This is a genomic window from Paenibacillus sp. TY11 (assembly GCF_059772165.1).
The window spans coordinates 19715-31821 of record NZ_JCBAIQ010000038.1 but is presented as its reverse complement, the minus strand read 5'-3'; the positions used below and the strand labels follow the sequence as shown (position 1 = coordinate 31821).

Sequence of the window (12107 nt, the reverse complement as noted above, 5' to 3'; positions counted from 1 at the left end):
CGATAGCGGAGGGGTTCCACACGTACCCATCCCGAACACGACCGTTAAGCCCTCCAGCGCCGATGGTACTTGGACCGCAGGGTCCTGGGAGAGTAGGACGTTGCCAAGCAACAAGTAAAGAAGACCATGATCTCAATGAGATTATGGTTCTTTTTTTTGCATATATTATATTTTAGAAATATCCTTACAAAAGTAAGGTAACATTTTTGTTACGGAATGTAAGAGTAAACCCTGTATAATATAGGTATTGAATCCCATACACACACGCTGCATTATTGCAGAATTATGCAAACTCCATCATAGGGATTTGTATAGTCAATCAGGCTGGTAAGGAGGGAAGATCATGCGGCGAAATAAATGGCTTGCTCTATTGGTGCTATTCAGTGTCGCTGTCGCGATTCTTACCGGGTGCGTGGAAGAGGAGCCTTCTTGGACATCGTTTGAGGGTGCTGCCAATGAGAAGACGTTTCCGGTTCCCAAAGAAGCTAGTAAAACCGATCGGGCCAGCAGTAATTCGGACATGGACTATGTTCGCTATGCACTGCCAGCGTTGAAGGAAAGTGATAGTCTGCCTGCCCCTTATTTGGAGGAGATTGCAGCTTGGGGCTGGACTGAGGAACCGAATTTATCCACCTCGAATCAGAAGGTGTTTCAGAAAAATAAACATATGGTGCATTTGTCTGTGCATGATGGTTCTTTTACTGTATTGGTTCCAAAAGACAGAAAGGCTGCTGTGAAGAGCAAAAGTGTGGATCTTAATTAGGGGCACGGTTTTCAACCAAGTATTCAACATAGGATTTATTGTAGGTCATAGTTAACTCATAGCGTATTGTATGCTGTGTATAGAGATGAATGAAGAGATCGGATATGGGGAAGCACTCGAAACTGCCGTTGAGTAGGGAGTGGCTTCCTTTTATATATTTGTATGTCGGTCAAATTTTCTACATTAATAATGAGGATAAAGATGAGGGAAAGTCTACTTGATGAGAGAATAAAAAGCGATTATAGTTGCAAAAATACCAAAAAGGAACAACCGGTTGGGGTTGCTCCTTTTTTTATTGCTTCGGTCAGATCGTTGGAGATATGTTAGTTCAGATGTGAATTTTCTATTTGTACGGATAATAAGTGGTTAGATTTACTGTTGATAATATGAGGCATCTTCATCGGTGAACTTTAACATGCCGTCTTTTCTCTCGCCTGTAAGCCGGCTCAGGATGTATAGACGCGGTGCAATAAGCCATAGATGCCAGAAGAGTAAGGATACAGTAAAGGCTGGTGGAGACCAGAGAATGAATACGGCTGACAAGCAGATACCAATCCAGAGTGTATGTATGTGCACACGACGAAAGATGCTATAGCCAATGTACTGGTCTGTCATATAGCCTAGCCAAGGTAGCTTACGGTGGAATGCCCAGCGTTTGCGGAAGGCTGTCCCGCCACCTATGTATAGTACAGATCGTGAAATTACGAAGTGTACCCATAAGGTCAGGAAAAAGGCAAGAGCAAACAAAAATACGCTAGTCCAGGAAAAGGCAAGAAGCAAAAAGAGGAGCATAATAACAGGCAGTGTAATGTGACTCCATATCAGCTGACGCGGTATACTGATTTTTTTAATGAGCTTGTAGTGATAGTAGGTAGCTTTGGTTCCGGTTTCCTCTGTCATGCGAACAGTCCTTTCATTAATCTACTGCATCACAAGTGGCTTCCCGTCCACAGCCGGAAAAAGGGACGGGAATTCGCTCATGCCGCTTTTAATAAGCATCAAATCGTTTTTGCAAAAGTACAGAATGATCGACATCCAGCGTTAGCTAACCTACTCTATAATTACAGGAAAAGCTATGACTGATGAGGTGTGCAAGGGCTCCGATGAAAGGGTATCCATACATAGAAGCTTTTCTTATTATATCGGCATAGACGGCTGTTTTTTAAACATACGGGGTACAAACACCATAAGGGCCCAGCGGGAATATATATAGAGTATATCGTCGAACTGAGCTATGAAAAGGTTTAAAATAGTAGAAAGTGCCCCATACTAATAGTAAAAGAAACAAGGTGGGATGGATATGCATGATCAAGGCGGTCACCGCTGCATTATATGCGGACAACACAAGCATGAAGGCATTTTTATCGTTTCCGAGTTTATCTGCGATACGTGTGAAGCCGAAATGGTGCACACGGATGCAACTGACGCCAAATATCATTTTTTTATTGATCAACTAAAGCAAATCTGGGTACAGAAAAATGCATAATATCCTTTGCTAGCTAGTCTTTGAAGGATTGGCATTCCAAGGTCTGTCGATACGGGCCTTTTTTTCTGTGAGTAAAAGTAGGATTCCGCTTGATTTTACGATAAAATAGGGTAGATATAAAGCTTTGTTTGGAAGGATTGCAGAATGATGGGGAAAAAGACGGTACCTGCACCATTAATGGAAGCTCTAATACGTTATCGGACTCAGGGCAATGCTTCTTTTCATGTACCGGGGCATAAAAATGGACAAGTATATGAGCATGAAGATATCGCATCTCTGTTGCAAGAGGTGATGTCTATTGATGCGACGGAAATTACTGGACTGGATGATTTGCATCACCCAGAAGACGTGATTCGTGAAGGGCAGGAGCTGGCTGCAAAGTGCTTTGGTGCAGAAGAGAGCTTTTGGCTAATTGGAGGAAGCACGGTCGGTAATTTGGCTATGATTTTGACTGTATGTACGGAGCCGGGAGATTTACTGCTGGTACAGAGAAATGTACACAAATCTGTCCTGAATGGTCTTATGCTGTCTGGGGCTACTGCGGTGTTCCTGGATCCGGAAATAGATACGCTTAGCGGGCTGGCGGTTGCTCCAACAACGGATACGATAAAAGCTGCACTGAAAGCCTATCCTGCGACTAAAGGGGTGTTTCTTACGCTACCTAACTACTACGGGATGGGGCATGATCTGACGGCAACAGCTAAAGCCTGCCATGCAGCCCATGTGCCGCTATTGGTAGATGAGGCACACGGCGCTCATTATGGATTGCATCCTCGTTCGCCAGCCTCTGCTCTTTCCTGTGGGGCTGATGTAGTCGTCCAATCGACACATAAAATGCTTCCAGCTATGACCATGGGGGCCATGTTACATGTGCAGGGACAGAGAATTCATCGGGAGCTGCTTCGTCAGCGGTTGGCGATGGTGCAAAGCTCTAGCCCTTCTTATCCGTTAATGGCCTCGTTGGATTTGGCAAGATGGTATATCGAGGCTCAAGGGGCGGATGCCTTTACGGAGGGATTAGCGGCGGCAGATGCTTTTAGAAAGGGTCTGGAGCAGCTCCCACGCTTTCGCCTGCTAGAACCTACACAGCAGGTAAAAGAGGAGAATGACGCTCAGGGGATCTCTGAGGTCCTAGAAAGGGCTGAGGAGGGGACAAACGGGTATTCAACCCAGGACCCTTTTAAATTGGTGCTGTATGATTCATGGGGTGTACTGGATGGCTTTGGACTCAAGCATGAGTTGGAGACTTACGGATGTATTCCAGAGATGAGTGACGAAAAACATGTTGTTTTATTGTTTACGTTAGGGTCTACGACTAAGGATGCCAGTCACCTGTTGCAGGCTCTTGTGCATATAAATAATGATATGCGGTTTAAGGAGACAGTTGGTGATCTAGGTTCCACGGAGAAGGAGCAGCATGGACTAGAATTAGATTTTTCCACGTGGAACAATGATAGAATGAAGGCGTACTCTAGTCCGGTGCCGTTTGGGCTTCGACCGATTAACCCGGATCACATGGAGACCGTGCCGGTGGAGGAATCCGCTGGCAGGGTAGCGGCTGAAATGATTATCCCGTATCCTCCAGGTATTCCGCTGCTATATGCAGGAGAAACGATCACAGAAGCGATTGCTCTGCGGATGAGTCGTCTACGTGAACTGGGAGCCAAGTGGCAAGGGGTAGCAGATGAAAGCATGCTTACGATTCGGGTATTCCGTTTACAATAAAGATTAGATATTAGAGATTTAACAAATACAGAGGACTGGATAAAAGAAGCATACGTAGCCTGTGGGTGACTTTTATTTTTCAGGCAGGAAAGCAGGGAATAACATGAATCGCAAAGGCATTTTTATTACGCTGGAGGGGGGAGACGGCTCCGGTAAAACGACCATGATCCAACGGCTAGCGAAGTTTATGGAGGAAGAAGGCTATCCAGTCATCACGACGCGGGAGCCAGGTGGAATCGAAATTTCTGAAAAGATTCGTTCTATCATTTTGGACCCTGCTCATACCAGTATGGATGCCCGAACAGAGGCGCTTCTATATGCAGCGGCGCGGCGTCAGCATTTGGTGGAGAAGGTAAAGCCAGCTATTGAACAGGGAGCTATCGTATTATGTGATCGTTTTGTAGACAGTAGCTTGGTCTATCAAGGATTTGCAAGAGGAATCGGAATTGAAGAGGTTGCTTCAATTAATCGCTTTGCGGTGGATGATTGGGAGCCAGATGCCACATTTTATCTAGATATTGAGCCTGAACTGGGATTGGCAAGAATTAATGCATCTCGGGGAGAGGGAATGGATCGCCTCGACATGGAGAGTATATCGTTTCACCATAAGGTGCGAGAGGCATATCTGGAGCTGGCTCGCAAATTTCCAGAGCGAATTACGATTGTCGATGCATCTCCCGCACCAGAGCAGGTAGAGCAAGTATTGAAGGATTTGCTGAAAAAGCGGTTTGTTCAGAATTTTAGCATATAATTGTCGAAGGATATACGGTAAAATTGAGCTAGGGACAAGGTTGTCTCTAATATGACTTGAAGGAGGAATACAGGATGAAGCTGATTATTGCGATTGTACAGGATAAGGACAGTAATAGATTATCCAGCGGACTGGTGAAAGCTAATTTCCGTGCTACCAAATTGGCGAGCACAGGAGGATTTCTGCGTGCAGGTAATACGACATTTATGATCGGTGTCGATGACAATCAGGTAGACTCATTGATGAATGTCATTCGCAGCAGTTGCAAGGTTCGTGAACAGCTGGTCACACCCGTTACCCCTATGAGTGGGACGACGGACTCCTATCTGCCGTTGCCTGTTGAAGTGCAGGTGGGTGGAGCGACGGTATTCGTGATGCCTGTAGACCGTTTCGAGCATTTCTGAATCTACACAATAGGACCTATTCTGCCGATATGATAGGGGAAATACCTATTTCTTGCTCACATGATGGGAATGAGGAGCAGATTTACTAAAACGGCAGCGCTACAGCGCAGTCTCCGGAAAGCCGAAGAAGCCCCTGAGTTCTAGGTTGAACCGTTCATGAAGGGGAAAAGTGGAAGCATCCGGGGAGAAAGCAGGTTTATATGAAAATAAATCCGGGTTATCGCCCTTTACAAAGCACATTGTCTACAAATGAAATGAGTGCAAGGCCAATTCAGCCCAAGAGCTTCTCCGATGTTATGCAGCAAAATGGGGAGCAGGCTTCGCAGGAGGAATTGAACCGGCGCTTTAAGGAAATTCAAATGCAGGGAGATCGTCTTGCGCGCTCAATGACGATTCGTGAGTTGAAGGCCTATAAGATGCTGGTCAAACGGTTTTTGGAGGATACAGTTCGGCGAGGCGTGTCCATGAAGGACACAAAGGGCTGGGATCGCCGGGGGCGCAGCAAGCGTTATAAGCTGATTGATGAAGTGGATGAGCTATTGCTCAAAATGGCAGATGACCTGCTCGAAACCGAGCAAGGCAAGATTGAGCTTTTGCAAGGGGTCGGTGAGATCAGAGGATTGCTGATTAATCTCTCATTTTAATGCAGACTTATGTTATAAATGAATACAGACGGGCTGTCGCCACGAAGAAATAATCTGCTTGCTGATCATGCTGGCAGATTATTTTTGACTATGTGCATGTGGGCAGACGTGATATGGAGATAGCAGTACAGTTACCCTGAAGAACGACGATTTGAGGTTGGGATCATGAAAAATAGCAATAAAGTTGCCCGGAAAAACAACGATTTGCCGATGGATCACAGTTGTTTTCAGTGGAGAAAGTGAGGGAATATGTCTTTCCAACATATAATGGGCCAAGAAGTAGCCAAAAAAATGCTGCAAAGCGCGCTGCGGAATCACACGGTCAACCATGCCTATGTTTTTAGTGGGCCGCCGGGAAGCGGGCAGATGAACATGGCACAGACCTTTGCCAAGGCTTTATTTTGTGAGCAACAGATGGATGATGCATGTGGGGAGTGCTTGTCATGCCGTAAGGTAGAGCACGGGAATCACCCGGATTTGCACATTGTAGAGCCGGATGGAGCTACGATTAAAATTGACCAGATTCGTGGGCTTCAACGTATATTTTCTTACAAATCTGAAAGCTCCAATCCGAAGGTATATATCATTCGGCAGGCGGATACCATGACAGTGCAAGCTGCTAACAGCCTGCTTAAATTTCTGGAGGAGCCTCAGATCCCAGTGGTCGGTATACTCATTTCTGAAAATGGACAGGCGTTGCTGCCTACGATCCAATCACGGACGCAGCAGGTCCCTTTCCACGCTTTACAGCCGGATGTGATGATGCAGGCGCTAATTGGGGAAGGCTATACGGCAGGGCTTGTCCGGTCGGTCGTTCATATTGCTTCAGGACTGGAATCATGTAGAGAAATTCTCCAGCAGAATTGGTTTGCAGAAATTAGAAACGTAGTGTTACAATTAGTGAAGGAGTCCATGAGCCGGGGGAGCTCGTCCATTATTCTGGCTCAACAGAAGATTTTTAAAACTGGACTTTCTGAACACCTGGATATTCTGTTTCATCTGTTTCATTTGTGGTTTAAGGATATGCTTCATTTCCGTTACGGAAGGCACGAAAGCATTGTTTTCATAGATCATTTGGAGTCCGTCTCCAAATTGGCAATTACCCGCAGCACGGAACAATGGGTCTCTTATATGGATTTGGCCGCGAATTGCAGGAAGAAGCTCCGTTTTCACGTCAACGGACAATTGTGCGTGGAGCAGCTTCTGATTGGGTTGTCCGATACAAGCGGTTCTATCACCGGCTAACAGAAAGGCGCGCTTGTTCCACTCTGCACAATCCGCGACGCCAGGTTCCCGGTTTGTGCGACAGTGAGACTTCAATTGCGGCCATTCGTACAATGTCGGCTTCAAATGAGGTTTAGTGGCATACAAGGGGGTTAATTTTTGTATAGTGTAGTGGGTGTCCGTTTCAAGAAGGCGGGCAAGACTTATTATTTTGATCCGCTGGACCTTCCAGTGGAGAAAGAAAACTGCGTCATTGTAGAGACCGCACGCGGTATTGAATATGGCAAGGTTGTGGTGGGCAAAAAAGAGGTAAATGATTCGGATGTTGTCCTGCCCTTAAAAAAAGTCATTCGTATTGCCGGAGATGATGACGCTCTTGTTGTAGAAGAGAATAAACTGGCGGCCAAGGATGCATTCGGTACGTGTTTAAATAAAATTAAAGACCATGGCCTTAAAATGAAGCTGGTAGATGTGGAATTTACATTTGACCGCAATAAGATCATTTTTTATTTTACGGCAGAGGGTCGGGTGGATTTTCGAGAGCTTGTAAAGGATTTGGCCAGTATTTTTCGTACACGGATCGAGCTGCGGCAGATCGGAGTACGGGATGAGGCTAAAATGCTTGGCGGGATCGGACCTTGCGGACGTATTCTGTGCTGCTCCTCATGGCTGGGGGATTTTGAGCCGGTATCTATTAAGATGGCGAAGGATCAGAGTTTGTCGCTGAATCCGACGAAGATTTCCGGGTTGTGCGGAAGATTGATGTGCTGTCTCAAGTTTGAACATGATAACTACGAGAGCATGCGAGAAGAGCTACCTCAGGTAGGCAAGATGGTTATCACCTCTCTGGGAGAAGGTAAAGTCGTAGGCGTGAATGCAGGCCATCGCACGGTGCATGTTCAATTGTTTGAGATCAGCAAGGTCAAGGAACTTCCAATGGACGATGTAGTCGTCAAGTAAACCATTAGGTTGCTTCGGGGTGGAAACTTGGATAAATTAAATGTTTTTGCGCGTATTCACGAAATGGAAACCCAAATGGGACAGTTGCATAGCGATCTGGGTGAATTGAAACTGGCAGTAAAAGAGCTGCTGGAGGAAAATCAACGACTAACGATTGAAAACGAACAGGTGCGCAAGATGCTCAAACGTGAAACCTCTGGAGAAGAAAAGACGGCAAACAAGCCGAAGCTTCCTCCTCCGATCGTCATTAAGGATGAAGAGGAAACGGGTGAGGTCGTGGGCGAAGGCTACGACAATCTGGCAAGGCTGTATCATGAAGGATTTCATATATGCAACGTGTATTACGGACATTTGCGAACGGAAGGCGATTGCCTCTTCTGTCTGTCATTTTTGAATAAATAAAAACAAGCCGTAGGAGTAAGATGCCTACGGCTTTTTTGTAAGGAAGTATGAGTGAAAAGCGATTTTGGTTATAAAGATGGGGGAGCACTATGTACGAAAAAGAAAAGAAGTCTGAACGAATTGACGATCTGCTTTCACATAATCTGCGTATTATCCAAAGTGATGAAGTGTTCAGCTTCTCTATGGATGCGGTTTTGCTGGCACGGTTTGCCGGTATTCCACAGCGTGGAAAGATCCTGGATCTGTGTACCGGCAATGGGGTTGTTCCCCTGTTGCTAACGACACGGACCAAAGCGGCTATTGAAGGAATTGAGATTCAACCACGCTTGGCAGATATGGCTAGACGCAGTGTTAGCTTGAATGGATTAGAAGCAGCCATTCAGATTCGGGAAGGGGACCTGCGTGAGCTGGTTCAAATCACGGGACATGGTGTTTATGATGCGATTACCGTGAATCCTCCCTATATGCCGCTAAATGGTAGCGATATCAAGCTGAATCCTCACCAGGCGATTGCGCGTCATGAAGTGAATTGCACGCTGGAAGAAGTCATTCAGGCATGCACTCGGCTTGTCCGTAATGGGGGAAAAGTATCTATGGTTCATCGCCCACAGCGGCTGGGTGAGATTATATCCTTGATGCGCACTCATAGTCTGGAACCAAAACGGATTCGTTTTGTTCACCCAAGGGCTCATATGGAAGCCAACATGGTACTGATTGAAGCGTTGCGAGATGGCAAACCGGAGGTTCGTTTGTTGCCCCCGCTCATTGTATATCAAGAAGATGGGAATTATACTCAGGAAATAAGGGATATCTATGGAGAAGTAAGCAAGGGGGATTCAGTGTGAAAGCAGCTGTACAAAAAAGCTTTAGTACCAGCGAAGAAGAACGGGGAAAGTTGTATCTCGTTGCAACACCGATTGGTAATCTGGACGATATGACCTTTAGGGCGATTAACACCTTAAAATCGTGCAGTATTATCGCTGCTGAGGATACGCGGCAGACACGCAAACTGCTCACACATTTCGACATCACGCCGGAAATGCTCTTCAGTTATCATGAACATAATAAGGCTGCCAGTGGGCCTGAACTGATACGTTATATAATAGAAGGAAAAAATTTGGCACTGGTTAGCGATGCAGGTCTACCGGCCATTTCTGACCCTGGTTCGGATCTGGTCAAACTGGCACTGGAAGCGGAAATTAGCGTCATTCCTATCCCAGGGGCGAATGCAGCACTATCAGCTTTAATTGCCTCAGGACTGGATACAGAAAGGTTCACCTTCGCTGGCTTTCCACCACGGGAGAAAAAGGACCTGGAGAAGTTGTTGCAATCATTCCAGGTATCTCACGGTACGATTCTTTTTTATGAATCGCCTCATCGTATTGTGAAGACATTGACGATATTGAAGGAAACATTAGGGTCACGCAAAGTGGTGCTTGCGCGTGAGCTGACCAAGCTGCATGAGGAATGGGTGCGGGGAACGGTGGAGCAATGCCTTGCTAAACTAGAGGAGAATCCGCCGATTGGTGAATATTGCCTGGTGGTTGAGGGAAAAAACGAAGAGGAAGAGGAACAGGAACGTCAGGCATGGTGGCAGTCCTTATCTTTGGAGTCCCACGTTGCTCATTACGAGTCAGAGGGGCTTACACGCAAGGATGCAATGAAGCGTACAGCCACAGATCGTTCAATCTCCAAGAGGGATGTTTACAACGCACTCTTATGAATAACTGTCTAAACAAAAAAGGGCCTTCCAACGGTTGGGTTCAAACCGTGGAAGGCAACAAGGAGTATATATGAAAAAGGTTAGAATTAACAATCCCTGATGAGTCTATTATATACTAAAATTCTCAGTTTGTCACAGGTGTTGGGATCTCAGAAATGCAATCTTGGCAAACAATTTTCCCTTTGAAGTAAATTACGTTCTCAGCATTGCCGCAGAAGATACAAGCAGGCTCGTATTTTTTAAGCATGATGCGCTCGCCATCAACATAAATTTCCAAAGCGTCTTTCTCTCCGATTCCCAGGGTGCGACGCAATTCGATTGGAATAACAACACGTCCGAGCTCGTCAACTTTTCTTACAATACCAGTGGATTTCATCATAATAAATCAGGCTCCTCTCGCCGTTTAAAATAATATAAGTGTCATTATTCGACAAAATTTTCTCTTTTCTGATATTTACTATACCAACGATTCCCAAAACAGTCAACCTTAAAAATGTAGTAACAGCCTAATTATGCAAAAGTATTTAGATCAAAGAGCTTTATTCATGTGCATTACCTTAATTTACTGATGATTTATCCTGTTTGTCGATTTGGAAATGTCGAAAAACTATAATTCGACATATTACGACAAATAATGTCGAATGAGGGGGATCGTTTAGGATTTTATTGTATTTTAATCCATTATTCCGAATATTAAAGGAGCTGATATCTTGCACCAGCCACTCAGTGAAGAAAAAGTTTTTAAAGACCCGGTACATAATTACATCCATGTTCAGGATACTGCGATATGGCGGTTGATCAACACACCGGAGTTCCAACGTTTACGGCGCATCCGGCAGTTAGGTACATCTTATCTTACGTTTCATGGAGCGGAGCATAGCCGTTTTTCACATTCACTGGGCGTATATGAGATTACGAGACGTATTATTTCTCAATTTGAACGTGGAGATTTTCCTGATTGGCCAAAGGAGGAAAGGCTGGTTGCTCTGTGTGCCGCTCTGTTGCATGATGTGGGGCACGGTCCATTTTCTCATTCTATTGAAGAAGCCTTTCATATGAACCATGAGGATTGGACATGCCGCATTGTACTGGGGGACACGAAGATCAACGCCGTGCTACGGCAAGTCGATGAGAAGCTTCCACAAAAGGTCGCCGCGGTTATAGCCAAAACATATGATAAGCCGATCGTTGTCAACCTGGTAACAAGTCCGCTAGATGCCGACCGTATGGATTATTTGTTACGGGATGCTCATTCGACAGGTGTCAATTACGGCACGATTGATTTGGATCGTATTTTACGACTGCTGCGTCCTCATAATGGGAGAATTGTTGTGAAGGAGTCAGGCATGCATGCAGTAGAGGATTATCTAATGTCACGCTATCAGATGTATTGGCAAATTTATTTTCATCCTGTAACACGCAGCTCGGAAATCCTTTTACGTAAAATTTTCAAGCGAGCGAAGGAATTATTTAGAAACGGATATGAGTTTGGTTTTCTGCTGGACCCGCTACCGGATCTTTTAAAAGGAGAACTTTCAGTAGAGCAGTATCTGATGCTCGACGAGTCTTTGATTCAGACGGTGTTTAGCCAGTGGAAACGAGAAAAGGACGAGATTTTAAGTGATTTGAGCAGCCGTTTTATGGACCGTAGATTGTATAAATATGTAGAAATAGAAAATATGGATACAGATACCATTGACAGTATTCGAGAGGCTTTGGAAAAGGTTGGTTTGCACCCTGAATATGATCTTGAAATTGATTTTCCGACAGATCTTCCTTATGATGTGTTTCGGCAGGGTGGTTCGACGGACAACCAGATTTTACTGCTTGGACGTCAGGGCGAGGTGAGAGAAATATCCGAAGTTTCGGAAATTGTGCGCTCAATAAGTGGCATTCACCGAGGGAAATATCATATGTATTATCCCCAGAATAAATTGAACGGGGTAAAAGACAGGCTTCCCTCCAAAATAAGGAATTATTTTGTCAAACAATAGACAACTTTATAGAAATGTAAGTAAAAAAAGG

The 12107-nt window shown here is 45.2% G+C and carries 14 protein-coding genes and 1 rRNA gene; 13 read left to right on the top strand and 2 right to left on the bottom strand.

Annotated features, from left to right (window positions below):
* Positions 1-109 (top strand): 5S ribosomal RNA (gene rrf / locus AC6EJC_RS25635); the annotation flags it as partial.
* Positions 110-343: 234 nt separating this feature from the next.
* Positions 344-763 carry a hypothetical protein gene (locus tag AC6EJC_RS25630; RefSeq protein ID WP_444956348.1) on the top strand — a complete coding sequence of 140 codons (420 nt, stop codon included), beginning with the start codon at positions 344-346 and terminating at the stop codon, positions 761-763.
* Positions 764-1135: 372 nt separating this feature from the next.
* On the opposite strand, the gene AC6EJC_RS25625 is transcribed toward AC6EJC_RS25630, so the two are convergent.
* On the bottom strand, positions 1136-1663 hold the full coding sequence (locus AC6EJC_RS25625) for a hypothetical protein (RefSeq protein WP_444956347.1): 528 nt from the start codon (positions 1661-1663) through the stop codon (positions 1136-1138).
* A gap of 400 nt (positions 1664-2063) precedes the next feature.
* Here AC6EJC_RS25625 and AC6EJC_RS25620 point away from each other — a divergent pair, with 400 nt between their 5' ends.
* From AC6EJC_RS25620 to rsmI, 10 genes are all read left to right on the top strand, one after another.
* Entirely contained in the window at positions 2064-2249 is a 186-nt protein-coding gene (locus AC6EJC_RS25620) for a sigma factor G inhibitor Gin (RefSeq protein WP_023986422.1), read from the top strand.
* 144 nt (positions 2250-2393) lie between these two features.
* On the top strand, positions 2394-3974 hold the full coding sequence (locus AC6EJC_RS25615) for an aminotransferase class I/II-fold pyridoxal phosphate-dependent enzyme (protein ID WP_444956346.1): 1581 nt from the start codon (positions 2394-2396) through the stop codon (positions 3972-3974).
* Positions 3975-4077: 103 nt separating this feature from the next.
* On the top strand, positions 4078-4725 hold the full coding sequence (gene tmk / locus AC6EJC_RS25610; RefSeq protein WP_444956345.1) for a dTMP kinase: 648 nt from the start codon (positions 4078-4080) through the stop codon (positions 4723-4725).
* 74 nt (positions 4726-4799) lie between these two features.
* Positions 4800-5129: a cyclic di-AMP receptor DarA gene (gene darA / locus AC6EJC_RS25605; RefSeq protein ID WP_007427998.1), complete on the top strand. Its 330-nt coding sequence runs from the start codon at positions 4800-4802 to the stop codon at positions 5127-5129.
* A 200-nt stretch (positions 5130-5329) separates the two neighbouring features.
* Positions 5330-5773 carry a YaaR family protein gene (locus tag AC6EJC_RS25600; RefSeq protein WP_444956344.1) on the top strand — a complete coding sequence of 148 codons (444 nt, stop codon included), beginning with the start codon at positions 5330-5332 and terminating at the stop codon, positions 5771-5773.
* Between the two features lie 249 nt (positions 5774-6022).
* Entirely contained in the window at positions 6023-7018 is a 996-nt protein-coding gene (gene holB, locus AC6EJC_RS25595) for a DNA polymerase III subunit delta' (protein WP_444956343.1), read from the top strand.
* 138 nt (positions 7019-7156) lie between these two features.
* A complete protein-coding gene (locus AC6EJC_RS25590) occupies positions 7157-7957 on the top strand; it encodes a PSP1 domain-containing protein (RefSeq protein WP_013308110.1) in 801 nt (266 codons plus the stop codon).
* Between the two features lie 27 nt (positions 7958-7984).
* Positions 7985-8359, top strand: coding sequence for a DNA replication initiation control protein YabA (gene yabA / locus AC6EJC_RS25585; RefSeq protein ID WP_444956342.1), 375 nt, complete (start codon positions 7985-7987; stop codon positions 8357-8359).
* An 89-nt stretch (positions 8360-8448) separates the two neighbouring features.
* Positions 8449-9204 carry a tRNA1(Val) (adenine(37)-N6)-methyltransferase gene (locus AC6EJC_RS25580; protein WP_444956341.1) on the top strand — a complete coding sequence of 252 codons (756 nt, stop codon included), beginning with the start codon at positions 8449-8451 and terminating at the stop codon, positions 9202-9204.
* The gene (gene rsmI / locus AC6EJC_RS25575; RefSeq protein WP_444956340.1) at positions 9201-10082 is read left to right on the top strand and encodes a 16S rRNA (cytidine(1402)-2'-O)-methyltransferase; all 882 of its coding nucleotides are present in this window, start codon (positions 9201-9203) and stop codon (positions 10080-10082) included. Before AC6EJC_RS25580 ends, rsmI begins: the two co-directional genes overlap by 4 nt.
* Before the next feature lie 124 nt (positions 10083-10206).
* Here rsmI and AC6EJC_RS25570 read toward each other — a convergent pair whose 3' ends face one another.
* Positions 10207-10461: an AbrB/MazE/SpoVT family DNA-binding domain-containing protein gene (locus AC6EJC_RS25570; RefSeq protein ID WP_007428005.1), complete on the bottom strand. Its 255-nt coding sequence runs from the start codon at positions 10459-10461 to the stop codon at positions 10207-10209.
* Positions 10462-10792: 331 nt separating this feature from the next.
* Between AC6EJC_RS25570 and AC6EJC_RS25565 the strand changes: the two genes are divergently transcribed.
* On the top strand, positions 10793-12076 hold the full coding sequence (locus AC6EJC_RS25565; protein WP_444956339.1) for an HD domain-containing protein: 1284 nt from the start codon (positions 10793-10795) through the stop codon (positions 12074-12076).
* Positions 12077-12107 lie beyond the last annotated feature (31 nt).